The sequence below is a fragment of the Henriciella barbarensis genome, assembly GCF_003576345.1.
Lineage (GTDB): Bacteria > Pseudomonadota > Alphaproteobacteria > Caulobacterales > Hyphomonadaceae > Henriciella > Henriciella barbarensis.
The window spans coordinates 38,540-59,591 of record NZ_QWGB01000002.1 but is presented as its reverse complement, the minus strand read 5'-3'; the positions used below and the strand labels follow the sequence as shown (position 1 = coordinate 59,591).

33 protein-coding genes are annotated in these 21,052 nt (G+C 58.2%); 30 read left to right on the top strand and 3 right to left on the bottom strand.

The genetic code is table 11. The features are described 5' to 3' along the window. Together tuf and D1224_RS00390 are read left to right on the top strand one after the other, a co-directional pair. Positions 1-1,191, top strand: a 1,191-nt coding sequence (gene tuf, locus D1224_RS00395) for an elongation factor Tu (RefSeq protein WP_119377896.1), incomplete at its 5' end; no start/stop codon positions are given. Between the two features lie 79 nt (positions 1,192-1,270). Then, complete coding sequence (locus D1224_RS00390) at positions 1,271-3,091, top strand: alpha/beta hydrolase (RefSeq protein WP_119377965.1); 1,821 nt, start codon at positions 1,271-1,273, stop codon at positions 3,089-3,091. Here D1224_RS00390 and D1224_RS00385 read toward each other — a convergent pair. After that, positions 3,078-3,464 carry a cytidine deaminase gene (locus tag D1224_RS00385; RefSeq protein ID WP_233350335.1) on the bottom strand — a complete coding sequence of 129 codons (387 nt, stop codon included), beginning with the start codon at positions 3,462-3,464 and terminating at the stop codon, positions 3,078-3,080. The two genes, D1224_RS00390 and D1224_RS00385, sit on opposite strands and share 14 nt — an antisense overlap. 295 nt (positions 3,465-3,759) lie before the next feature. Here D1224_RS00385 and rpsJ point away from each other — a divergent pair, with 295 nt between their 5' ends. From rpsJ to rplQ, 27 genes are all read left to right on the top strand, one after another. After that, the gene (rpsJ, locus tag D1224_RS00380) at positions 3,760-4,080 is read left to right on the top strand and encodes a 30S ribosomal protein S10 (protein ID WP_018146788.1); all 321 of its coding nucleotides are present in this window, start codon (positions 3,760-3,762) and stop codon (positions 4,078-4,080) included. A 1-nt stretch (position 4,081) separates the two neighbouring features. Then, positions 4,082-4,879, top strand: coding sequence for a 50S ribosomal protein L3 (gene rplC, locus D1224_RS00375; protein WP_119377964.1), 798 nt, complete (start codon positions 4,082-4,084; stop codon positions 4,877-4,879). After that, positions 4,879-5,508: a 50S ribosomal protein L4 gene (gene rplD, locus D1224_RS00370; RefSeq protein WP_119377963.1), complete on the top strand. Its 630-nt coding sequence runs from the start codon at positions 4,879-4,881 to the stop codon at positions 5,506-5,508. The genes rplC and rplD overlap by 1 nt, the downstream gene beginning before the upstream one ends. A 3-nt stretch (positions 5,509-5,511) precedes the next feature. Further along, positions 5,512-5,811 (top strand): 50S ribosomal protein L23, encoded by a 300-nt coding sequence (locus D1224_RS00365; RefSeq protein WP_119377962.1) that lies wholly within the window; start codon positions 5,512-5,514, stop codon positions 5,809-5,811. 9 nt (positions 5,812-5,820) lie between these two features. Next, complete coding sequence (gene rplB / locus D1224_RS00360) at positions 5,821-6,651, top strand: 50S ribosomal protein L2 (RefSeq protein WP_119377961.1); 831 nt, start codon at positions 5,821-5,823, stop codon at positions 6,649-6,651. Between the two features lie 14 nt (positions 6,652-6,665). After that, positions 6,666-6,944, top strand: coding sequence for a 30S ribosomal protein S19 (gene rpsS, locus D1224_RS00355; RefSeq protein ID WP_119377960.1), 279 nt, complete (start codon positions 6,666-6,668; stop codon positions 6,942-6,944). A gap of 3 nt (positions 6,945-6,947) precedes the next feature. After that, on the top strand, positions 6,948-7,337 hold the full coding sequence (rplV, locus tag D1224_RS00350) for a 50S ribosomal protein L22 (protein ID WP_119377959.1): 390 nt from the start codon (positions 6,948-6,950) through the stop codon (positions 7,335-7,337). Further along, positions 7,337-8,071, top strand: a complete 735-nt coding sequence (gene rpsC / locus D1224_RS00345; protein ID WP_119377958.1) for a 30S ribosomal protein S3 — start codon at positions 7,337-7,339, stop codon at positions 8,069-8,071. Before rplV ends, rpsC begins: the two co-directional genes overlap by 1 nt. Positions 8,072-8,074: 3 nt before the next feature. Continuing rightward, on the top strand, positions 8,075-8,491 hold the full coding sequence (rplP, locus tag D1224_RS00340) for a 50S ribosomal protein L16 (RefSeq protein WP_119377957.1): 417 nt from the start codon (positions 8,075-8,077) through the stop codon (positions 8,489-8,491). Positions 8,492-8,493: 2 nt separating this feature from the next. Beyond that, positions 8,494-8,697 (top strand): 50S ribosomal protein L29, encoded by a 204-nt coding sequence (gene rpmC, locus D1224_RS00335; RefSeq protein WP_119377956.1) that lies wholly within the window; start codon positions 8,494-8,496, stop codon positions 8,695-8,697. Positions 8,698-8,707: 10 nt separating this feature from the next. Next, positions 8,708-8,953: a 30S ribosomal protein S17 gene (rpsQ, locus tag D1224_RS00330; protein ID WP_119377955.1), complete on the top strand. Its 246-nt coding sequence runs from the start codon at positions 8,708-8,710 to the stop codon at positions 8,951-8,953. After that, positions 8,950-9,318: a 50S ribosomal protein L14 gene (gene rplN / locus D1224_RS00325; protein WP_018146799.1), complete on the top strand. Its 369-nt coding sequence runs from the start codon at positions 8,950-8,952 to the stop codon at positions 9,316-9,318. Before rpsQ ends, rplN begins: the two co-directional genes overlap by 4 nt. A 2-nt stretch (positions 9,319-9,320) precedes the next feature. Further along, positions 9,321-9,638 (top strand): 50S ribosomal protein L24, encoded by a 318-nt coding sequence (gene rplX, locus D1224_RS00320; RefSeq protein WP_119377954.1) that lies wholly within the window; start codon positions 9,321-9,323, stop codon positions 9,636-9,638. Beyond that, on the top strand, positions 9,631-10,185 hold the full coding sequence (gene rplE / locus D1224_RS00315) for a 50S ribosomal protein L5 (RefSeq protein WP_119377953.1): 555 nt from the start codon (positions 9,631-9,633) through the stop codon (positions 10,183-10,185). The genes rplX and rplE overlap by 8 nt, the downstream gene beginning before the upstream one ends. 19 nt (positions 10,186-10,204) lie before the next feature. Beyond that, positions 10,205-10,510 (top strand): 30S ribosomal protein S14, encoded by a 306-nt coding sequence (rpsN, locus tag D1224_RS00310; protein ID WP_119377952.1) that lies wholly within the window; start codon positions 10,205-10,207, stop codon positions 10,508-10,510. A gap of 16 nt (positions 10,511-10,526) precedes the next feature. After that, positions 10,527-10,922: a 30S ribosomal protein S8 gene (gene rpsH, locus D1224_RS00305; protein ID WP_018146803.1), complete on the top strand. Its 396-nt coding sequence runs from the start codon at positions 10,527-10,529 to the stop codon at positions 10,920-10,922. A 17-nt stretch (positions 10,923-10,939) separates the two neighbouring features. Next, the gene (rplF, locus tag D1224_RS00300) at positions 10,940-11,551 is read left to right on the top strand and encodes a 50S ribosomal protein L6 (protein ID WP_119377951.1); all 612 of its coding nucleotides are present in this window, start codon (positions 10,940-10,942) and stop codon (positions 11,549-11,551) included. 4 nt (positions 11,552-11,555) lie between these two features. After that, positions 11,556-11,918, top strand: coding sequence for a 50S ribosomal protein L18 (gene rplR / locus D1224_RS00295; protein ID WP_119377950.1), 363 nt, complete (start codon positions 11,556-11,558; stop codon positions 11,916-11,918). A gap of 9 nt (positions 11,919-11,927) precedes the next feature. Next, on the top strand, positions 11,928-12,515 hold the full coding sequence (gene rpsE, locus D1224_RS00290; RefSeq protein WP_119377949.1) for a 30S ribosomal protein S5: 588 nt from the start codon (positions 11,928-11,930) through the stop codon (positions 12,513-12,515). A 17-nt stretch (positions 12,516-12,532) separates the two neighbouring features. Continuing rightward, on the top strand, positions 12,533-12,730 hold the full coding sequence (rpmD, locus tag D1224_RS00285) for a 50S ribosomal protein L30 (protein WP_182482107.1): 198 nt from the start codon (positions 12,533-12,535) through the stop codon (positions 12,728-12,730). A gap of 44 nt (positions 12,731-12,774) precedes the next feature. Then, positions 12,775-13,254 carry a 50S ribosomal protein L15 gene (rplO, locus tag D1224_RS00280; RefSeq protein WP_119377948.1) on the top strand — a complete coding sequence of 160 codons (480 nt, stop codon included), beginning with the start codon at positions 12,775-12,777 and terminating at the stop codon, positions 13,252-13,254. 86 nt (positions 13,255-13,340) lie between these two features. Continuing rightward, the gene (gene secY, locus D1224_RS00275; RefSeq protein ID WP_182482106.1) at positions 13,341-14,714 is read left to right on the top strand and encodes a preprotein translocase subunit SecY; all 1,374 of its coding nucleotides are present in this window, start codon (positions 13,341-13,343) and stop codon (positions 14,712-14,714) included. Beyond that, positions 14,711-15,280, top strand: coding sequence for an adenylate kinase (locus D1224_RS00270; RefSeq protein ID WP_119377946.1), 570 nt, complete (start codon positions 14,711-14,713; stop codon positions 15,278-15,280). Before secY ends, D1224_RS00270 begins: the two co-directional genes overlap by 4 nt. Positions 15,281-15,417: 137 nt before the next feature. Beyond that, a complete protein-coding gene (rpsM, locus tag D1224_RS00265; RefSeq protein ID WP_119377945.1) occupies positions 15,418-15,786 on the top strand; it encodes a 30S ribosomal protein S13 in 369 nt (122 codons plus the stop codon). Between the two features lie 12 nt (positions 15,787-15,798). Next, entirely contained in the window at positions 15,799-16,188 is a 390-nt protein-coding gene (gene rpsK, locus D1224_RS00260; RefSeq protein WP_119377944.1) for a 30S ribosomal protein S11, read from the top strand. 63 nt (positions 16,189-16,251) lie between these two features. Continuing rightward, positions 16,252-17,271, top strand: coding sequence for a DNA-directed RNA polymerase subunit alpha (locus D1224_RS00255; RefSeq protein ID WP_119377967.1), 1,020 nt, complete (start codon positions 16,252-16,254; stop codon positions 17,269-17,271). A gap of 36 nt (positions 17,272-17,307) precedes the next feature. Beyond that, complete coding sequence (gene rplQ / locus D1224_RS00250; RefSeq protein ID WP_119377943.1) at positions 17,308-17,736, top strand: 50S ribosomal protein L17; 429 nt, start codon at positions 17,308-17,310, stop codon at positions 17,734-17,736. A 78-nt stretch (positions 17,737-17,814) separates the two neighbouring features. On the opposite strand, the gene D1224_RS00245 is transcribed toward rplQ, so the two are convergent. Then, positions 17,815-19,023 (bottom strand): acyl-CoA dehydrogenase family protein, encoded by a 1,209-nt coding sequence (locus D1224_RS00245; RefSeq protein ID WP_119377942.1) that lies wholly within the window; start codon positions 19,021-19,023, stop codon positions 17,815-17,817. 69 nt (positions 19,024-19,092) lie between these two features. Continuing rightward, on the bottom strand, positions 19,093-19,821 hold the full coding sequence (locus D1224_RS00240) for an alpha/beta fold hydrolase (RefSeq protein ID WP_119377941.1): 729 nt from the start codon (positions 19,819-19,821) through the stop codon (positions 19,093-19,095). Positions 19,822-20,055: 234 nt separating this feature from the next. Between D1224_RS00240 and D1224_RS00235 the strand changes: the two genes are divergently transcribed. Next, entirely contained in the window at positions 20,056-21,051 is a 996-nt protein-coding gene (locus D1224_RS00235; protein WP_119377940.1) for an NAD(P)H-dependent flavin oxidoreductase, read from the top strand. Position 21,052: the final 1 nt, after the last annotated feature.

Below are 21,052 nucleotides of genomic sequence, written 5' to 3'. Positions count from 1 at the left end.
ATGGCCAAAGAGAAGTTTGCGCGGAACAAGCCGCACGTAAACATCGGCACGATCGGCCATGTTGACCATGGCAAGACAACGCTGACGGCAGCGATCACGATGACGCTTGCAGAAGTTTATGGCGGTGCAGCGAAGTCCTATGCGGACATCGACAACGCGCCGGAAGAAAAAGCACGCGGCATCACCATCAACACCGCGCACGTCGAGTATGAGACGGACGACCGTCACTATGCGCACGTCGATTGCCCGGGCCACGCTGACTATGTGAAGAACATGATCACCGGTGCTGCCCAGATGGACGGCGCGATCCTGGTTGTGAACGCAGCTGACGGCCCGATGCCGCAGACCCGCGAGCACATCCTGCTGGCCCGCCAGGTTGGCGTGCCTGCCCTTGTCGTGTTCCTCAACAAGGTTGACCAGGTCGACGACGAAGAGCTCCTCGAGCTCGTCGAGATGGAAGTCCGTGAGCTTCTGTCCTCCTACGACTTCCCGGGCGACGACATTCCGATCGTTTCCGGTTCTGCGCTCGCAGCTGTCGAAGGCCGCGACGAGAACATCGGCAAGGAGAAGATCCTCGAGCTGATGAAGGCTGTCGACGAGTACATCCCGACCCCTGACCGTCCACTGGACAAGCCGTTCCTGATGCCGGTCGAGGACGTGTTCTCGATCTCCGGCCGTGGTACGGTTGTGACCGGCCGCGTCGAGACGGGCATCGTCAAGGTTGGCGAGGAAGTCGAGATTGTCGGTATCCGCGACACGCAGAAGACGACCGTTACGGGCGTTGAGATGTTCCGCAAGCTGCTCGACCAGGGCCAGGCAGGCGACAACATTGGCGCACTGATCCGCGGCATCGACCGTGAAGGCGTTGAGCGTGGCCAGGTTCTCTGTAAGCCAGGTTCGATCACCCCGCACACCACGTTCGAGGCAGAAGCCTACATCCTGACCAAGGAAGAGGGTGGCCGTCACACGCCATTCTTCACCAACTACCGTCCACAGTTTTACTTCCGTACGACTGATGTCACCGGTGTTGTGAAGCTTCCAGCGGACAAGGAAATGGTCCTGCCGGGCGACAACGTCAAAATGGAAGTCGAGCTCATCGCACCGATCGCCATGGACCAGGGTCTTCGCTTCGCGATCCGCGAAGGCGGCCGCACCGTCGGTGCAGGCGTCGTCTCCAGCGTCTCCAACTAAGACCTCTAGCCTCTCAGAAGAGGCTGGAAAACAGACAAGAAGGGCCGTCTCGGAAGAGGCGGCCCTTTTTCTATGCGCGATGTCCGGGTTCGCTGGTATTCGCCTGATCGTCAGCGCCGCTGAATTCTCGCTTTGTGGACAGGGAAAGCTTGCCGCGACTGAGTTAGCTGGGCATATGTGCATCATTCGCTGCACACAAACCAAGAACCCGATGTCGTTGAATCAACGCTATTTCGAGATGCTCGGCGCAGCGTACGAAGTGCCGACTTCAACGAACCAGTTCGACGGCTTCCTCGATGCCGCAATGGCGTATTTCTTCGACGGAGAGGAGACCGGCGCAATTGCGCCGGATGTACCTCGATACAGCGACATTGACGATACCCTCGACGCTCACGCAGAAAGGATCGCGGCCCTGGTCAGCGCGGCAGCTGCCCGAGAGGGAGCAGCCAGCACCATGTTTCACGCGATCCTCGAAATCTCACCGGGTGGTGAGCAGGTAGATGGCAACAAAGCCGCAGCGCAGCTCATGGCACGGGCGTTCCCGTGCTCATTGGATGAGCTTCCTCTTGATCGCCCCGCGCTTGTCGACATCCGTCGGTTCATGCTGCAAGCACCGCAAGTTGCGCAGGATCGGATCATCCTCACAAGTGTCGAGACGGGAGTAGAACTGCGTGCCTGCCTCGCTTTGATCCAGAGGCCAGGCGGTCATAAGGGCAGTGTGGTCGTATCGCTTTCATATATAGACTGGTCCGAGACGTTGATTGAACGACTTGGTGGCGCGTTCGGTCTAACCGCCAGTGAGACCGAGGTACTGGAAGGGTATCTGGTCAATCTCAAGCCGAAAGACATAGCCGCCCGTAGAATGAGAGCCCTGGAAACGGTAAAGGTTCAGTCCAAAAGTATACTGAGGAAGACAGGGTGTTCGCGAATAAGCGACGTCGTCCAGCTTTGCGCAAGTATCGCCTTTCTGCTCAGGCAATTACCAGAGGAGGAAAGCGCTCCTCAGTCAGAGGCGTGGGTCACGCCAAGCGCCGGGCTCCACACATTGAATGTTGCTGAAGGTCGACAGCTCGCCTGGTACCGGGTCGGAGCAGGGCGTCGACCGGTGCTGTTCATCCATGGTTATTTGCAGGGGCCGTTCTTCACTACAGATTTTGAAAGGCAGTTGACTGCTGCCGATATAAGTCTGATCGCGCCATCCAGACCGGGTTTTGGATATACGTGCCCGAGCCGAAGCCGGAAAGGTTTCGAGAAGACCGTGATCAAGGACGCGCTAGCGCTGGTCGATTCGCTCAAGCTGGACTCGGTAAGCCTTTGTGTTCATCAGGGCGGTGCTTCGCACGCTTTCCGGATCGCCACAGCTCTCGGAGATCGTGCCCGGCGTATGTTGCTGGTCGGTGGTGGCATTCCGATAGACGAGGACCGCCACCTGCCACATATGGATCGACAGACCCGATTCGCAGCGATCGCCTCGCGTCACGCCCCCTCGGTCATGAGAATGGTGATGTCTGTTGGTCTACCAGTTTACCGCAAGAGGGGGCCGAGAGCTTTCCTGGAAACCCAGTTTGCAAATGCGCCAACGGACTTTGCGACGCTGTCAGATCCGAGATTGTTTGAGGTTCAGGCGTTGGGACTATACCACGCCGTCGAGCAGGGCGGCGAAGCATGGGTTCGTGACGGCGCGTCTGCCATGGCTGACTGGAGCGATGATCTCGATTCGGTGTCAGTTCCGCAGATTTGGCTTAATGCCGGCGAAGATCCAGTGATTTCGGCCGAGCAGGTGACGCAGCATCTCGAAGACAGGCCAAACGCGGCGTGTCGAACTTTGCCGGGACATGGGGCGAATATCTTGCACACCGCAGCTGATGAAATACTGGCAGAGCTCGTCAGGCTGGTTTGAACAGGAATGCGGCAGGAAGAAGCTCGTCCATCTTCATCGTCGCTGTGATACCGTCTGGCCCGGCCATAGTAACCTTTACGTCCGGACCCGCGAACTCGGACAGTTTCTGGCGGCAGCCACCGCAAGGCGCCACGAGCGAATCGGATTCGGCATAGACGAGTACTTCGAGAATCTCCTTGTCGCCCGCAGCCACCATAGAGGTAATGGCGCCGCCTTCAGCGCAGATCCCATCCGGGAGCGCTGCGTTTTCGACGTTACAGCCGACATGGATACCGTTGCGGGAACGGATCGCGGCGCCGACCTTGAATTTTGAGTAGGGTGCATGCGCGTTCTCGCGCACTGCCCGAGCCATATGGTATAGGTCATCAGTCACGGGGAGTTGGTCCTTTCCAAGCCTTGCGAACAAGCCAGACGATGACCTTCGACGAGGCCTGTCCGCATTGCAATATTGCAGCTGACTGAACGGGGCTGATCGTGGCTGCAAAGATTCCGTCATGAACTGTTGACGGCTATCTGCAAATCCCATACACCGCGCCCTTCGAAGGGTCGGCAGTGCCAGTTTCAGGCAAACGCTTCCCACCGAAACGAAACAATTCGAGCCGATTGCGTCCGGGCGCTTCTAAAGCGTGCGCCTTGGCGCAACATTCATGTTGACGGGATACCGTACGATGGAAAAACAGAATATCCGGATCCGGCTGAAAGCCTTCGATCACCGCGCCCTCGACATGTCGGCGAAGGAGATCGTGTCCACCGCAAAGCGCACCGGCGCCGATGTGCGTGGCCCGATCCCACTGCCGACACGTATCGAGCGCTTCACGGTGAACCGCTCGCCGCACATCGACAAGAAGTCCCGCGACCAGTTCGAGATCCGCACGCACAAACGTATTCTCGACATTGTCGACCCGACCCCGCAGACCGTCGATGCGCTTATGAAGCTCGACCTCTCTGCCGGCGTTGGCATCGAGATCAAACTTGAGGGAGCTCGCTAAGATGGCACTTCCGGCGTCACGTACCGGGGTTGTTGCCCAGAAGTTGGGTATGACCCGAATCTTCAACGACGAGGGACGTCACGTTCCTGTCACCGTTCTGTCGCTAGACGGCTGTCAGGTTGTCGGTCACCGCACCGATGCCGACCGCGACGTCAGCGTCAATCGCGGCAAGAAGAAAGAGAAAGTCAACGTCACCCGGAATGATGGCTACAGTGCCGTTGTCATGGGTGTTGGCGAAGCGAAGGCCAAGCGGACGGCGAAAGCCCAGCGCGAAGCATTTGCCAAGGCCGGTGTTGCGCCCAAGCGTAAGCTGGTTGAGTTCCGTGTGACCTCCAATGAGCTTCCAGAACTTGGTGCGGAAGTGGTTGCTGACCATTTCGTCGCTGGCCAGCGTGTTGACATTGCGGGCATCACGCTCGGTAAGGGTTTCTCTGGCGCCATGAAGCGCTGGAACTTTGGTGGTCTTCGCGCGACACACGGTGTCTCCATCTCTCACCGTGCTCACGGTTCGACTGGTCAGTGCCAGGATCCGGGTAAGGTGTTCAAGGGTAAGAAGATGGCTGGTCACTACGGCACCGAGCGTGTGACCATTCAGAATCTCGAAATCATCCGCACCGACGCTGAGCGCGGCCTGATCCTCGTCAAGGGTTCGATCCCGGGTCACGATGGATCTTACGTCGAAGTTCGCGATGCGGTGAAAAAGGCGATCCATGAAGATGCGCCTGCTCAAGGTTCTTTCCGTGGCAAAGGCGCTGCAGCCCAATCTGCTGAAGCGGATAATGCGGAGGCTGGTGAATAATGGAACTCGACGTCAAAAATCTCGACGGCAAGTCGGCTGGTAAGGCAAGTGTTGATGAGGCCGTCTTCGGCCTGACCGATATTCGCGCCGATCTGTTGCACCGTACCGTCCGCTGGCAGCTCGCGAAGCGCCAGGCCGGCACGCACAAGACCCAGGAGCGTGGTGAAGTCTCGGTTACGACCAAGAAGTTCATCCGCCAAAAGGGGTCTGGCGGCGCTCGTCACGGCTCGCGCAACGCGAACATCTTCGTCGGTGGTGCTGTCGCGCACGGCCCGCGCGTTCGCAGCCACGCGCATGATCTTCCAAAGAAGGTGCGCAAGCTGGCACTCGCACATGCTCTGTCTTCCAAGGTGAAGGGCGGTTCGCTCATCGTGCTCGACGAGGCGAAACTGTCTGAAGCGAAGACAAAAGAGCTCTCGGCAAAGTTCAAGGCGCTCGGCGTCGAGAACGCACTGATTATCGGTGGCGCCGAAGTTGACCAGAACTTCGCAAAAGCGGCTCGCAACATTCCGAATATCGACGTTCTGCCGGTCGCCGGTCTTAACGTCTATGACGTGATGCGCCGTCGCCAGCTGGTTGTAACCAAGGATGCGCTCGATGCGATCGGCGCGCGTTTCGAGGGGAAATAGATCATGGCCGACGTAAAAGCACACCACTACGACGCGCTGCTCGCTCCGCACATCACGGAGAAGGCAACGCTGCTCGCTGAAGAAAACAAGATCGTCTTCCAGGTTCCGGTCACGGCCAACAAGGCCGAGATCAAGGAAGCCGTGGAAAACCTTTTCAAGGTCGACGTGACCAAGGTCAACGTGATCGTTCAGAAGGGCAAGACCAAGCGTTTCCGCGGAAAGCTCGGTCAGCGTTCTGACACGAAAAAGGCGATCGTCACGCTGAAAGACGGCCAGTCCGTCGATATCACGACCGGACTGTAGGAGAGCGATATGGCACTCAAGACATTCAATCCAACGTCGCCCGGTCAGCGTCAGCTTGTCATTGTCGACAAGTCGGGGCTGCACAAGGGTCGTCCAGTGAAATCGCTGACCGAAGGTCTGTCGAAGTCCGGTGGTCGTAACAACCGCGGGCGCGTGACCGTTCGCGGTATCGGTGGCGGCGCAAAGCGTCTTTATCGCAAAATCGACTTCAAGCGTCAGCGCTGGGACATCGAGGCAACTGTCGAGCGTCTTGAATACGATCCGAACCGGACCGCATTCATCGCGCTCATCCGCTATTCCGATGGCGAACAGTCCTACATCATCGCGCCGCAGCGTCTGGCTGCTGGTGATAAGGTGATGACGTCCAAGACTGCGGACATCAAGCCAGGTAATGTTCTTCCTTTGAAGAACATCCCGGTCGGTACCATTGTGCACAATGTCGAGATGAAGCCGCTTAAGGGCGCTCAGATTGCACGTTCCGCTGGTACCTATGTCCAGATTGTCGGCCGTGACGCAGGTTATGCCCAGATCAAGCTTTCCTCTGGCGAGCTTCGCATGGTTCCCGATAGCTGCCTTGCTGCAATCGGCGCTGTGTCCAACCCGGACAACATGAACACCGTGCTGTCGAAAGCCGGTCGCGCTCGCCACTTCGGCAGGCGTCCGAAGGTCCGCGGCGTCGCAATGAACCCGGTCGACCACCCGCACGGCGGTGGTGAAGGCAAGTCTTCGGGCGGCCGTCACCCGGTGACCCCGTGGGGTAAGAAAACCCGCGGTCCTAAAACCCGTAAGACACAGGCTTCGGATCGTCTGATCATCCGTCGCCGTAACGCGAAACGCTAGGGAGCGAGAGAGATATGCCACGTTCCGTATGGAAAGGTCCGTTTGTCGACGGCTATCTGCTCAAGAAGGCAGAGTCCGCGCAAGCTTCAGAGCGCCGCGAAGTCATCAAGACCTGGTCGCGCCGCTCGACCATCATGCCGCAATTCGTGGGCCTGAACTTTCAGGTTCACAACGGCAACAAGTTCGTTCCCGTTCTCGTCACCGAGGAGATGGTGGGTCACAAGTTCGGCGAGTTTGCGCCGTCCCGCACCTACTATGGCCACGGCGCCGACAAGAAAGCCAAGAGGAAGTAAGCCATGGGTAAGGCAAAGAATCCTCCGAAGCAGGCCTCCAACGAGTCGCGCGCAGTTCTGCGCATGTACCGTTCGAGCCCGCAGAAGCTGAACCTTCTGGCTCAGCAGATCCGCGGTCTCCCGGTGCAGAAGGCGATGGACCAGATGCAGTTCTCGCGCAAGCGCGCTGCTAAGGACGTCTACAAGGTCCTGTATTCGGCGATGTCGAACGCTGAGAACAATCACGGTCTCGATATCGATAGTCTCGTCGTTGCTGAAGCGCATGTTGGCAAAAACCTGGTCATGAAGCGCATTCGTGCCCGCGCCCGTGGCCGTGCCGCGCGTATCGTGAAACCTTTCTCGCAGCTCACCGTGGTGCTGCGCGATACATCAGCTGAAGCGGAGGCCGCGTAATGGGTCAGAAGATCAATCCCGTCGGGTTTCGTCTAGGTGTCAATCGGACCTGGGACAGCCGCTGGTATGCCGACACGGCAGACTATGGCCGTCTGGTTCATGAAGACCTGAAAATCCGCAACACGATCAAGCGAGAGCTCAAGCAGGCGGGCATCTCCCGCATTGTGATTGAGCGTCCTCACAAGAAATGCATCGTCACGATCCACACGGCCCGTCCGGGTCTGGTGATCGGCAAGAAGGGTGCTGACATCGAAGTGCTTCGCAAGAAGCTGTCTAAGATGACCGAAGACGAAGTTCGCGTGAACCTCGTCGAGATCCGCAAGCCGGAGATCGACGCCACGCTCGTCGCCGAGGACATTGCGCGTCAGCTTGAGCGCCGTGGCTCGTTCCGCCGTGCGATGAAGCGTTCGATCCAGAATTCGATGCGTCTTGGTGCGCTCGGTGTGCGTATCATGGTTGCCGGCCGTCTCGGCGGTGCGGAAATCGCGCGGACCGAGCAGTATGCAGAAGGTTCCGTGCCGCTGCACACGCTCCGCGCCGACATCGACTATGGCACTGCCGAAGCAGAGACGACCTACGGTATCATTGGTATCAAGGTCTGGATCTACAAAGGCGAGATCATGGAACACGATCCGATGGCGCAAGACCGCAAGGCCGAAGATTCAGGCCAGGCGCGTGCGCGTTCGACCAATCAGCGTGGCCCGGCTTCCGGTCCGCAAGGCGCAGGAGCGTAAAACATGCTGCAGCCAAAACGTACGAAATACCGCAAGGCGTTCAAAGGCCGTATCAGCGGGACTGCGAAGGGGGGCTACAGCCTCAACTTCGGCTCGTTCGGTCTGAAGGCGCTTGAGCCAGAGCGGGTGACCGCCCGTCAGATTGAGGCGACCCGCCGTGCAGTGACGCGTGAAATGAAGCGTCAGGGCAAGGTATGGATTCGCATTTTCCCGGACACCCCAGTTTCGGCGAAACCGATCGAGGTTCGCATGGGTAAGGGTAAGGGTTCGATCGACCGTTGGGTTGCTCGGGTGGCTCCTGGCCGTATCCTGTTCGAGATCGATGGTGTTCCAGACGACGTTGCGATCCAGGCTCTGAAGCTCGGCGCGGCAAAGCTGCCGATCAAGACCAAGATCATCAAACGCATTGAGGGGATCTAGTCATGAAAACCGGTGATTTGCGTTCCAAGAGTGCCGAGCAGCTACAAGCGCAGCTTGTTCAGCTGAAGAAGGAACAGTTCAACCTCCGCTTTCAGCAGGCCACTGGCCAGCTGGAAAAGACGGCCCGGGTGAAGGAAGTCCGCCGCGATATCGCGCGTGTGAAGACCCTTCTCGCCGAACAGGCCAAAGCGGAAGCAGAGGCGTAGGAGAAGAGACATGCCAAAGCGCGTAATGGAAGGCGTTGTGGTGTCCACGAAACAGGACAAGACGGCTGTGGTTCGCATCGACCGCACCTTTCTTCATCCTGTTCTGAAGAAGATCGTGCGCCGCTCAAAAAAGTATCACGCCCATGATGAGGGCAACGTCGCTGTCGAGGGCGAGCGCATCACGATCCGTGAATGCCCGCCGCGTTCGAAGCTGAAGACGTGGGAAGTTGTTGCTAGCGAAGGAGCTGACTCATGATTCAGATGCAGTCCAACCTTCGCGTGGCTGACAATTCCGGCGCCCGCCGTGTCCAGTGCATCAAGGTGCTGGGTGGCGCAGGTCGTCGTTATGCGTCTGTCGGTGACATCATCGTGGTGTCGATCAAGGAAGCAATTCCGACCGGCCGCGTGAAGAAGGGTGACGTTCGCCGCGCTGTCGTGGTCCGCGTTGCCAAGGACATCAAACGCCGTGACGGCTCGGTCATCCGGTTTGACACGAATGCCGCGGTGCTTGTGAACAATAATGGCGAACCAATCGGGACACGTATCTTCGGCCCGGTTCCGCGCGAGCTTCGCGCAAAGAACCACATGAAGATCGTCTCGCTGGCTCCGGAGGTGCTGTAGTCATGGCTGCCAAAGTGAAAAAAGGTGATCGCGTCATCATCACGGCAGGCCGTAACAAGGGTGCCAAGGGCGAAGTGCTCAAGGTGATCCCGGCTGAGAACCGTGTCGTTGTCCAGGGCGTGAACGTTGTAAAGCGTCACCAGCGCCCGTCGCAAATGGACCCGGGTGGCATCAAGACGTTTGAAGCGCCGATCCATATCTCCAATGTGGCGATTGTGGACCCGCGCGACGGCAAGGCTACCCGTGTTGGCTTCAAGACTGACGAGCATGGGCGCAAGACGCGCTATGCCAAGCGTTCAGGGGAATCGATCGATGTCTGATAAATACGAACCCCGTCTCAAGACGAAGTATCGTGACCAGATTCGCGAGAAGCTTCTCGAGGAGTTCAAGTACTCCAACGAGATGATGGTACCGAAACTCGACAAGGTTGTGATCAATATGGGTGTTGGCGAAGCTGTCGCTGATTCCAAAAAGATCAAGACAGCCCTTGCTGAGCTTGAGAAGATCTCTGGCCAGAAGCCAGTCCCAACGAAGGCTCGTAAGTCGATTGCCGGCTTTAAGCTTCGTGAAGGCATGATCATCGGTGCAAAGGTCACGCTTCGCCGCGACCGTATGTACGAGTTTCTGGACCGTCTGACCAATATGGCTCTTCCACGCGTGAAGGACTTCCGTGGTCTGAACGGCAAGAGCTTCGATGGCCGCGGCAACTATGCCATGGGTCTCAAGGAACAGATCGTGTTCCCCGAGATCAACTATGACGACATCGAGGACATTCGCGGTATGGACATCATTGTCTGCACCACCGCCAAGACGAACGATGAAGCCAAGGCGCTGCTCGCGCATTGTGGCTTCCCGTTCCGTAACTAGCGCTTGAGGACGAAACGATATGGCTAAGAAAAGCGCAATCGAGAAGAACGAGAAGCGTCGCAAGATGGTCGCCCAGTATGCGGCCCGTCGCGCGAAGCTCAAAGCAATGGCGATGGATGAGGATCTGCCGCTTGAAGACCGCTTCAAAGCTCGCCTGAAGCTGGCGGAACTTCCACGCAACTCGGCACCGAACCGCGTTCGTAACCGTTGCCAGGTCACAGGCCGTCCGCGCGGTTATTATCGCAAGATGAAAATGTCCCGTATCGCGCTGCGTGAGCTTGGCTCGCTCGGCATGGTGCCGGGCCTGGTCAAGTCAAGCTGGTAGGAAAGGAGGAACCAAGATGAATATTTCCGATCCCCTTGGCGATCTCCTGACCCGCATCCGCAATGCGCAGATGCGTGGCATGACGAAGGTTGTCTCTCCGTCCTCGAAACTCCGTCTGCGCGTCCTCGACGTGCTGCAGAGCGAAGGTTACATCCGTGGCTACACGGAAGTCGAGAAAGACGGTCATCGTAATGTCGAGATCGAGCTTAAGTATTTCGATGGCGCACCAGTCATCTCCGAGATCCGTCGGGTCTCGAAGCCTGGTCGTCGCGTCTATTCTTCGGTGAATGATCTGCCGCTGGTCCGCAACGGACTGGGCATCTCCATTCTCTCCACGTCGAAGGGTGTCATCTCCGACGCCGTCGCACGTAATGAGAATGTTGGTGGCGAGATCCTTTGCCGGGTCTTCTAGGACGAGGATGAACTGATATGTCCCGTATTGGAAAACTCCCAATTCCCGTCCCGAACGGTACGACCGTTACGGTTGACGGAAACAAGATCGAAGCCAAGGGCCCGAAGGGTCACCTTGCGTTCACGGTTTCCGAACTGGTTTCTGCAGAGCTGAAAGACGGTGAGCTGTCGATCATGCCGCGTGAAGATTATGTCGCTGAAGCAAATGAGCGTATCGAGGCAAACGATGCCAAGGGTCGCAAGAAGATGACCTTTGCTGAGGCCCTAGACCCCAAGGTTCGCACCCAGTGGGGCACGGCACGCGCAAATGCTGCGAACGTCGTCCACGGCGCAGCCGAAGGCTTCACCAAGTCGCTTGAACTCGTCGGCGTTGGTTATCGTGCACAGATGCAGGGCAACGACCTGAAGCTGTCGCTTGGCTATTCCCACGATGTGATCTTCAAGGCACCAGACGGCATCAAGCTTGAAGCGCCGAAACCGACCGAGGTTATCGTGTCGGGTGCAGACAAGCAGGCCGTCGGCCAGGCCGCCGCTGAGATCCGCCAGTTCCGCAAGCCAGAGCCGTTCAAGGGCAAGGGCGTGCGCTATGCCGGCGAATACGTCCGCCGCAAGGAAGGCAAGAAGAAGTAACGCCATGAAGACGACACGCGAAAAGACACTCCGCCGCGCCCAGCGCGTTCGTGCCAAGCTCCGCAAGGTTGCAGAAGGCAAGCCGCGTCTGTCGGTTGCCCGCTCGCACAAGAACATCTCTGCCCAGATCATCGATGATGAGAAGGGTCTGACTGTTGCGGCAGCATCGACGCTTGAGAAAGATCTGCGTGAGCAGCTCAAAGCGACGAGCGACGTTGCAGCGGCACAGAAAATCGGCGAGCTCATCGCAGAGCGCGCCAAGCAGGCCGGTGTAGAAGACGTCGTCTTCGACCGCGGCGGCTATATGTTCCACGGCCGGGTGAAAGCCTTGGCAGATGCCGCCCGTGAGGGCGGCCTGAAGTTCTAGGAGGCCAGTATGGCAGAAGAACGAGGACGCGGCCGCGGACGCGGGCGCAGAGACGACCGCCAGGACGAGCAGAGCGAGCTTACCGACAAGCTCGTCGGCATTAACCGTGTCGCAAAAACGGTTAAAGGCGGTAAGAATTTTGGCTTCGCAGCTCTGGTCGTTGTAGGCGACCAGAAGGGCCGTGCCGGTTTCGGCAAGGGCAAGGCTCGCGAAGTTCCAGAAGCGATCCGCAAGGCAACCGAGGATGCGAAACGCAACCTCGTTCGCATTCCGCTTCGTGAAGGCCGCACCCTGCACCATGACGGCAAGGGCCGCTGGGGCGCAGGCAAGGTGATCCTTCGCGCAGCGCCTCCAGGTACCGGGGTGATCGCAGGTGGCCCGATGCGCGCTGTTATGGAAGTGCTCGGCATCCAGGACGTCGTTGCAAAGTCGAACGGTTCGTCGAACCCGTACAACATGGTCCGTGCAACCTTCCAGGCGCTCAAGGAACAGGCTAGCCCACGTTCCGTCGCTTCGAAGCGCGGTCTGAAGGTTCAGGACATTGTTGGCCGTCGCACCGATGGTGCGTCCGAGGCCGGCATTTCCGAAACCGCCTGATTTAGAGAAGGAATCTGATGATGGCCAAAAAGCAAGCAGACACGATCAAAGTCCGCCAGGTTGGTAGCCCGATCCGCCGCAAGCCAGAGCAGCGCGCGACGCTGATCGGCCTCGGTCTTAACAAGATCGGCCGCGAGCGTGAGCTCGTAAATACACCAGCCGTTCAGGGCATGATCACCAAGGTGTCACACCTTATTGAAGTCGTAGAAGAGTAGGCGTATAGGGGCGACCCTTTCAAACGCCAGTCAGGAATAGAGCGATGAAACTCAACGAACTCTCTCCAAATGCGGGCTCCACCCACAGCCGCCATCGCGTTGGCCGCGGCGTCGGCTCCGGCAAGGGCAAGACTGGCGGACGTGGCGTCAAAGGTCAGAAGGCACGCTCCGGCGTCGCCCTCAACGGCTTTGAAGGCGGCCAGATGCCGATCTATATGCGTCTGCCAAAGCGTGGCTTTACGGCTCGCAACTCCAAGACGCATGCCTGGGTCAACCTCGGTCGTCTGACCAAGGCGATCGAAGCCGGCAAGATCAAGGCGAACGATATTACCGAAGAGACGCTGGTTGCGTCCGGTGTTGTCCGTCGCACGAAAGATGGTATCCGTCTTCTTGCAAAGGGTGACGCACCCAAGAACGCGAAGATCACCGTCACGGGCGCCAGCAAGGCAGCGATCGAAGCGATCGAAAAAGCGGGCGGCTCCGTAACGGTAACTGGAGCGGTAGCTGCTGAAAAAGCTGAGTAAGGCGGGTCTTTTTCGTCTATACACCTTCACAAACACGATCTCGCCGCCAATGTTGGCGGCGATTTCATTTCGGGTAGGAGGGTCCTTTGGCCACAGCCGCAGAGCAAATGGCGCGCAATATGAACTTCGGTACCTTTGCTAAGGCAAAGGACCTCCAGGCGCGCATCCTGTTCACGCTTTTCATCCTGGTCCTCTATCGTCTCGGTACATACATCCCCGTGCCAGGCGTCGACCCTACCCAGTTTGAGCAACTCTTTCAGAGACAGTCGGGCGGTATGCTCGGCTCCCTCAACATGTTTGCGGGCGGAGCAGTTGAGCGGATGAGCGTGTTCGCGCTCAACGTGATGCCCTACATTACAGCATCGATCATCGTTCAGATGATGACTTCGGCTATTCCTTCGCTCGAAAAGCTGAAGAAGGAAGGCGAGTCGGGCCGCAAGCAGATCAACCAGTACACCCGCTATCTGACCGTTGGTTTTGCTTTTTTCCAAGGCTTCGGCATCGCGATGGGGCTCTCCAGCGTTGCCTATGAAGGTATTGCCCAGTGGTTCTTTGTTCTGACAGCTGTTTCGACCTTTGTGGGCGGGACGATGTTCCTGATGTGGATGGGTGAACAGATTACGGCACGCGGCATCGGTAACGGTATTTCGCTGATCATTTTTGCCGGTATCATTGCTGAAATGCCGAAGGCCATCTTCAACTTGTTCTCAGGCGGCCGCGAGCAGGGAATTAACGTCGTCTTCGTGCTCGGCATTCTGGTCCTTGTTATCGCACTCGTCCTGTTCATTGTTTTCATCGAGCGTTCGCAGCGCCGGATCCTGATCCAGTATCCGAAGCGCCAGCAGGGTAACCAGATGAGCCAGGGCCAGTCGTCCTTCATGCCGCTGAAGCTCAACACATCCGGTGTTATCCCTCCGATCTTCGCCATCGCGATCCTGATGCTCCCAATGACCGCAGTCGGTCTTGTTGGTGGCAACACCGGTGTAGGGCCGGATGGTCAGATGGTTGCTGCGGGGGATCCGGGCATCCTCCAGTGGCTGGCGATCAATTTTTCGCCGGGCAGCTGGACCTACATCATCACCTACGGCGTGCTGGTGGCATTCTTCTGCTTCTTCTACACGTCGATCATGTTCAATCCGCAGGAGACGGCGGACAATCTGAGAAAGTATGGCGGTTTCGTTCCCGGGATTCGCCCGGGCAAGAACACGGCAGCCTATTTTGACTATGTGCTGACCCGTCTGACGACGATCGGTGCGATCTATCTCGTCTTTGTCTGTCTGCTGCCTGAAGTGCTTCGCCGATATATGCCGGAAATTCCTTTCTACATCGGTGGCACGTCGCTACTGATCGTTGTATCGGTGACGATGGATACAGTGACACAGATACAGTCGCACCTGATCGCGCACCAATATGAGGGGCTGATCAAGAAATCGCGGCTGGGAGGCAAACGCAGACGATGAATCTCATTCTTTTCGGACCACCCGCTGCGGGCAAGGGTACCCAGGCCAAGCGCCTCGTCGAGGAACATGGCTATGTACAACTTTCCACTGGCGACATGCTGCGCGCCGCTCGCGCCTCGGGTTCAGAGCTCGGCAACCGGGTTGCGAAGATCATGGACGAGGGCGGGCTGGTTTCCGATGAGATCGTCATCGACCTGATTGATGATCAGCTTAGCCAGAACAGGGATGCTGCGGGCTTCATCTTCGATGGGTTCCCGCGGACCCTCGGGCAGGCCAGGGCTCTCGATCAGCTTCTTGATTCGCGCGGCACGCAGCTTGATCGTGTGATCCGTCTTGTGGTCGATGAGGACCAGCTGACGGCCCGTGTAACCAAGCGGTTCGAAGAACAGGGCCGCAAGGACGATAACCCGGCGACGTTTGCTGCCAGGCTCGAGAAATACAATGAAGATACGGCCCCGCTTCTGCCTTTCTATGCAGAGCGCGGAATCCTTCGGGAAGTCGATGGAATGGCCAGTATAGAGACGGTTACGGAAGGCGTAGAAAAGGCGCTGAAAGAGACCGCATAAAGCCGCAATTCCCCAGTTGACGCGGGGAATTGCACGTCTATAACGACGCACTTCGTTAAGAGGTCGGGTTCGCGCGCGCGGAGCGTTGTTTTCGTTTCGCGCCGGACCCGCTTTCGGCAGTTCAGGAGAGAGGCCCAATGGCCCGTATTGCAGGCGTAAACATTCCGACGAATAAGCGTGTCGAAATCGCGCTTCGTTACATTCACGGCATCGGTCCGGCGAAGGCACGCGAAATTACCGACAAGATCGGTATCGAATCGCATCGCCGTGTCGCTGACCTGACTGACGCAGAAGTCATCCAGATTCGTGAGGCAATCGACGGCGATTATATCGTTGAAGGTGATCTGCGTCGTGAAGTTTCGATGAACATCAAACGCCTGATGGATCTCGGCTGCTACCGTGGCCTGCGCCACCGCAAACGCCTTCCGGTCCGCGGCCAGCGCACCCATACCAATGCCCGCACCCGCAAGGGCCCGGCAAAGCCGATTGCCGGCAAGAAGAAATAGGACAGGACCGATATGGCTCGTGATACGACCCGCGTTCGCCGCCGCGCCCGTAAGAACATTTCTTCGGGCGTCGTGCATGTGAACTCCAGCTTCAACAACACGATGGTCACCATCAGCGATGCTCAGGGAAACACGATTTCCTGGTCTTCAGCAGGTACGATGGGCTTTAAGGGTTCGCGTAAGTCGACCCCTTATGCTGCTCAGGTTGCCGCTGAAGATGCTGCCAAGAAGGCGCAGGAACACGGTCTCCAGACTGTTGAAGTCAACGTTCGTGGCCCAGGTTCTGGCCGTGAGAGCGCGCTCCGTGCGCTGCAGGCTGCAGGCCTGACCATTACGTCCATCCGCGATACGACTCCAATTCCGCACAATGGCTGCCGCCCGCCTAAACGCCGCCGCGTCTAGGCCTTTAGCGACCGTCCTGTAGCAAGACCAAGGAGGCCATGAATGGCCGATACTGCGACCAGTGTGAACGACCGTAACTGGAAAGAACTAATTCGCCCGAACCGCCCGAAGGTCGAGGCAGGCCGCGACCCGCGCCGCCACGGCAAGCTGGTGATCGAGCCTCTCGAGCGCGGCTTCGGCACGACGCTCGGTAACGCGCTTCGCCGCGTTCTTCTTTCGTCGCTCCAGGGCGCCGCAATCACCGGTGTCCAGATCGATGGTGTCGTTCATGAGTTTTCGTCCATTCCGGGCGTGCGCGAAGACGTCACGACGATCGTTCTTAACCTGAAGCAAATCGCCATCGACATGGTTTCGGATACGCCGAAGCGCATGATCCTGAAGGCCGACGGCAAGGGTGAAGTGAAGGCCGGCCAGATTGAAACGTCGGGTGACGTGAAGATCCTAAACCCGGATCTCGTTATCTGTACGCTCGACGACGGTGCTTCTGTTCGCATGGAATTCACGGTTGCGACCGGCAAAGGCTATGTGCCTGCCGATCAGAGCCGTCCTGAAGACGCCCCGATCGGTTTCATCCCGGTTGACGCGATCTATTCGCCGGTTCGCCGCGTTGGCTATAGCGTCGAAGACACGCGTGAAGGCACCGTGCTCGACTATGACAAGCTCTCGCTTTCAGTTGAAACAGATGGCGCGATTACTCCGGAAGACGCAGTGGCCTATGCCGCCCGCATCCTTCAGGATCAGCTCCAGCTCTTCATCACTTTTGATGAGCCTGAGACCGAGAGCACGTCTTCGAGCGAAGAAACCGACCTTGGTTTCAACCCGGTCCTTCTCAAGAAGGTCGATGAGCTCGAGCTGTCTGTTCGTTCGGCAAACTGCCTGAAGAACGATAATATTGTTTACATTGGCGACCTCATCCAGAAGTCGGAAGCCGAAATGCTTCGCACGCCGAACTTCGGCCGCAAGTCGCTGAACGAAATCAAGGAAGTCCTCGCTGGTATGGGGCTACATCTCGGCATGGAAGTGCCGGATTGGCCACCAGAAGACATTGAGGCACTTGCCAAGAAATACGACGATCACCTCTAAACGTCCGCCCGGGAGGGCGCGCAGGAGACCAATTGAATGGCCCACGCAATTGCACACCGCAAGCTGAACCGCACCAGCGCGCATCGTAAGGCGATGTTCGCGAACATGGCGGCTTCGCTGATCCAGCATGAGCAGATTGTGACGACGCTCCCCAAGGCTAAGGAGCTGAAGCCGATCATGGACAAGCTCGTGACGCTTGCCAAGAAAGGCGACCTTGCTTCGCGCCGGCGGGCGATTGCCCAGGTTCGCAGCAAGGATGCTGTCGCAAAGCTCTTCGAAGTTTTCGGTGAGCGCTACAAAGACCGCAATGGCGGCTACACGCGCGTGCTTAAAGCCGGCTTCCGCCACGGCGACAATGCACCGGTTGCCGTAATCGAACTGGTTGATCGCGACGAGGAAGCCAAGGGCAAGGAAGACCGCGCCCGCCACGAGGCTGAGCTTGAGGCGATGGAAGACTACGAGTAGGTCTTTCGTTCACCTGGAATACGAAAACCCCGCCGGTTCGCCAGCGGGGTTTTTCTTTGGCGGATTGTATCTCCGTGGTTAGAGGCCAAGCAGTCCCTTGGAGAGGATGTTTCTCTGGATCTCGTTTGAGCCGGCATAGATAGAGCCAGCCCGGTCGTTGAGGTATTTCGCAGACACAGTGACAAGACCTTCGGGTCCGACCAGCCCCTGATTCGAGGGAGCTGACGTAACAACAGGCCCTCCAGTCTCTGTGTGTTCTGGCTGGAATGGCTGAACATGTAGGCCGCTGAGGTCGAGGCCAATCTCTGTCAGGCGCTGGCTAAGCTCGGTGCCGCGCACTTTCATCATTGAGGCCTTCAGACCCGGTGTCCCGCCGCCTGCGAGATCCGCCATCATCATCAGTTCGGCCGCCTCAAGTGTGGATGCATCTATCTCAGCCTGGGTCAGGTGCGCATCGAGGTCCGGTGTCATTCGTTCTAGAGCGTGCGCTGTCCGTCTTAGTCCGGAGATTCGCTGGAGAAGGCGCGGGCCATAGGAAGAGCCGCCCCGTTCGAACTCGAGCAGATATTTTGCGACGGTCCAACCCTTGTCGATCTCGCCGACCACATTGGCCTTCGGAACACGCACATTGTCGAAGAAGACGGCGTTCTGAATATGCTCGCCGGACAGCATGATGATCAGATCAACAGTGACACCCGGCGCGTTCATGTCAATCAGCACGAAGGTGATACCGGTCTGCGGTTTGCCCGTCGCATCTGTACGCACCAGGCAAAACATCATGTTCGCTTCGTGGGCATGCGTGGTCCAGATTTTCGACCCCGAACAGATGAAGGCGTCGCCATCATCCTCTGCACTCATGGTGAGCGCGGCCAGGTCAGAACCGGCATGGGGTTCTGAATAACCCTGGCACCAGAAATCTTCGCCGGAAAGGATGCGAGGAAGGTAGTCGTCCTTCTGCTCTTTCGAACCATGGCCAATCAGGGCAGGGCCGCACATACCAATACCCATGGGCGAGAGGGGCGGTGCCCCTGCACGTGCCATCTCTACGTCGAAGATATAATGCTGGGCGACACTCCAGTCGCAACCGCCATATTCGACAGGCCAGGATGGGGCAGCCCAACCCTGCTCGACCAGGATCGCTTGCCATGCGAGCGCTGTTTCCTTGTCGGCATAGACACTGGTCATGCGTGAGGCGTATCGACGGAGGTCCGGCGTCAGCTTGTTAGCGAGGAAGTCGCGGACTTCCTGGCGAAACGCTTCCTCTTCAGGGCTGAATGTTAGCTGCATCTGGGCCTCCGCTCATGGATGGCATTCATCATCGCAAAGCGGCCCCGGGGTGCAAGCCGTGACCGCGCGTCAGTCTTTCCAGTGAGCCTTGAGAAGCTTAGCGAATGCCGCAGCCTTTTCCACAACAGACCAATGGCCGGTATTCGCATTCCTATGAAGGGGTATTCCGGTGGTCGCGCAAAAGCGCTGAGCCGTCTCGACAGGAACGAAAGGGTCGTCATCACCCCAGAAGACAAGTCCTCTTTCCGGCAACTTGTCCAGATCAGGGGTCCACTCTTCGGCAATGTTCTTCGCCGAGCGATAGAGGCGGAGGATGGACTTGCGCATATGCGGCGACCAGTGATCGGCTTCATGCCTGGCGAGCGCTTGGGGCATCCCGGCAGCCTCGAGAGACCTTGCCAGTCTATCCTTACCTGTAAGCGCCATGAATAGCTCACCCAGTACAGGCGTTTGCCAGATGCGGGCGGTTTGATGCCATTCGTAATCGCGCTCCGGCAGGGCGTTCGCGACCGCCCAGCTAGAAACCATGTCCGGGCGCAGAGAAGCCGCACGAACGACCAGAAGGGCACCCCAGTCATGCCCAACAAGGTTCACCGGGTCACCGGCACCTTCTATCTCGGAGATGAGCCAGCTGACATAGGCCTCCTTGCTGCAATCGAATCCGGAGGGCGGAGTAGATGTGAAGCCGGGGAGGGCAGGGGCTGACAGATTTGTGTGACCATCCTCCGCAAGCGCTTCGATCAATGGCTGCCACATCTGCGGCGTGTCAGGCACGCCGTGCACGAGAATCGTTTTCATGGTTCTGTACCCTCGCCTTGGCGGCGTTTTGCTCAATCAGTATCTCCGCCAGTCGGAGTGGACAATACGCGTTCTCCTGGTTCGAAGTCTCTCTTTACGCCTAGCGAAGACGTGGTCGGGGAGGGGGCTGCAGTTAATAGCAGTCTCTTGCCGCTTTCCCCTTCGGCAGGCTTGCCGCGGCCCGTGCTTATTTGGCAGGTTGCAAGGACCAGTTTTTGCCGGAGGTATACACCCATGAAAACAGCCATCACCGAAATGTTCGGCATCGAGCATCCCATCATCCAGGGCGGGATGCACTATGTCGGTTTCGCCGAGATGGCGGCAGCCGTTTCCAATGCCGGTGGGCTCGGCATCATCACTGCGCTGACGCAGAAGACGCCTGCCGACCTCGCCAATGAGATCGCGCGCTGCAGGGACATGACCGACAAGCCGTTCGGCGTGAACCTCACCTTCCTTCCATCGGTCAATCCGCCCGATTATCCGGGTTATATAAAGGCTATCATCGAGGGCGGCGTCAAAGCGGTTGAGACGGCAGGCAATAACCCTGCCCAGGTCCTGCCGATCCTCAAGGACAATGGCATCAAGGTCATCCATAAATGCACGGCAGTCCGCCACGCGCTGAAGGCGCAGTCGATTGGCTGCGATGCTGTCAGCGTTGACGGCTTCGAGTGCGGCGGCCACCCCGGCGAAGACGATGTGCCCAACATGATCCTCCTGCCGCGCGCCGCAGATGAGCTGGAAATCCCGTTCGTCTCGTCCGGTGGTCAGGCTGATGGCCGTTCGCTGGTTGCCTCGCTCGCCATGGGCGCGCAGGGCATGAATATGGGGACCCGCTTCATCGCGACGAAAGAAGCGCCTGTGCATGAGAATGTGAAGCAGGCCATCGTCGCTGCAACCGAGCTCGACACCCGCCTCGTCATGCGCCCGCTGCGCAACACAGAGCGCGTGCTGAACAATGCTGGCGTTGAGCGCCTCCTTGAGAAGGAAAAGCGCCTCGGCTCCGACATCAAGTTCGAAGACATCATCGAGGAAGTCGCTGGCGTCTATCCGAAGATCATGAAGGAAGGCGACATGGATGCCGGCGCGTGGTCATGCGGCATGGTTGCGGGCCTGATCTACGACATCCCGACCTGTAAGGAACTGATCGACCGGATCATGCAGGAGGCCCACGATATCATCGAAGACCGCCTGCGCGGTTACCTTGGCAGGAAAGCGTCTGCGAACGCCTGAT

Coding starts and splice junctions, on each gene's coding strand:
- D1224_RS00390 (WP_119377965.1), top strand. CDS start 1,271: ATGTCCGGGTTCGCTGGTATTCGCCTGATCGTCAGCGCCGCTGAATTC.
- rpsJ (WP_018146788.1), top strand. CDS start 3,760: ATGGAAAAACAGAATATCCGGATCCGGCTGAAAGCCTTCGATCACCGC.
- rplC (WP_119377964.1), top strand. CDS start 4,082: ATGGCACTTCCGGCGTCACGTACCGGGGTTGTTGCCCAGAAGTTGGGT.
- rplD (WP_119377963.1), top strand. CDS start 4,879: ATGGAACTCGACGTCAAAAATCTCGACGGCAAGTCGGCTGGTAAGGCA.
- D1224_RS00365 (WP_119377962.1), top strand. CDS start 5,512: ATGGCCGACGTAAAAGCACACCACTACGACGCGCTGCTCGCTCCGCAC.
- rplB (WP_119377961.1), top strand. CDS start 5,821: ATGGCACTCAAGACATTCAATCCAACGTCGCCCGGTCAGCGTCAGCTT.
- rpsS (WP_119377960.1), top strand. CDS start 6,666: ATGCCACGTTCCGTATGGAAAGGTCCGTTTGTCGACGGCTATCTGCTC.
- rplV (WP_119377959.1), top strand. CDS start 6,948: ATGGGTAAGGCAAAGAATCCTCCGAAGCAGGCCTCCAACGAGTCGCGC.
- rpsC (WP_119377958.1), top strand. CDS start 7,337: ATGGGTCAGAAGATCAATCCCGTCGGGTTTCGTCTAGGTGTCAATCGG.
- rplP (WP_119377957.1), top strand. CDS start 8,075: ATGCTGCAGCCAAAACGTACGAAATACCGCAAGGCGTTCAAAGGCCGT.
- rpmC (WP_119377956.1), top strand. CDS start 8,494: ATGAAAACCGGTGATTTGCGTTCCAAGAGTGCCGAGCAGCTACAAGCG.
- rpsQ (WP_119377955.1), top strand. CDS start 8,708: ATGCCAAAGCGCGTAATGGAAGGCGTTGTGGTGTCCACGAAACAGGAC.
- rplN (WP_018146799.1), top strand. CDS start 8,950: ATGATTCAGATGCAGTCCAACCTTCGCGTGGCTGACAATTCCGGCGCC.
- rplX (WP_119377954.1), top strand. CDS start 9,321: ATGGCTGCCAAAGTGAAAAAAGGTGATCGCGTCATCATCACGGCAGGC.
- rplE (WP_119377953.1), top strand. CDS start 9,631: ATGTCTGATAAATACGAACCCCGTCTCAAGACGAAGTATCGTGACCAG.
- rpsN (WP_119377952.1), top strand. CDS start 10,205: ATGGCTAAGAAAAGCGCAATCGAGAAGAACGAGAAGCGTCGCAAGATG.
- rpsH (WP_018146803.1), top strand. CDS start 10,527: ATGAATATTTCCGATCCCCTTGGCGATCTCCTGACCCGCATCCGCAAT.
- rplF (WP_119377951.1), top strand. CDS start 10,940: ATGTCCCGTATTGGAAAACTCCCAATTCCCGTCCCGAACGGTACGACC.
- rplR (WP_119377950.1), top strand. CDS start 11,556: ATGAAGACGACACGCGAAAAGACACTCCGCCGCGCCCAGCGCGTTCGT.
- rpsE (WP_119377949.1), top strand. CDS start 11,928: ATGGCAGAAGAACGAGGACGCGGCCGCGGACGCGGGCGCAGAGACGAC.
- rpmD (WP_182482107.1), top strand. CDS start 12,533: ATGATGGCCAAAAAGCAAGCAGACACGATCAAAGTCCGCCAGGTTGGT.
- rplO (WP_119377948.1), top strand. CDS start 12,775: ATGAAACTCAACGAACTCTCTCCAAATGCGGGCTCCACCCACAGCCGC.
- D1224_RS00270 (WP_119377946.1), top strand. CDS start 14,711: ATGAATCTCATTCTTTTCGGACCACCCGCTGCGGGCAAGGGTACCCAG.
- rpsM (WP_119377945.1), top strand. CDS start 15,418: ATGGCCCGTATTGCAGGCGTAAACATTCCGACGAATAAGCGTGTCGAA.
- rpsK (WP_119377944.1), top strand. CDS start 15,799: ATGGCTCGTGATACGACCCGCGTTCGCCGCCGCGCCCGTAAGAACATT.
- rplQ (WP_119377943.1), top strand. CDS start 17,308: ATGGCCCACGCAATTGCACACCGCAAGCTGAACCGCACCAGCGCGCAT.
- D1224_RS00245 (WP_119377942.1), bottom strand. CDS start 19,023: ATGCAGCTAACATTCAGCCCTGAAGAGGAAGCGTTTCGCCAGGAAGTC.
- D1224_RS00240 (WP_119377941.1), bottom strand. CDS start 19,821: ATGAAAACGATTCTCGTGCACGGCGTGCCTGACACGCCGCAGATGTGG.
- D1224_RS00235 (WP_119377940.1), top strand. CDS start 20,056: ATGAAAACAGCCATCACCGAAATGTTCGGCATCGAGCATCCCATCATC.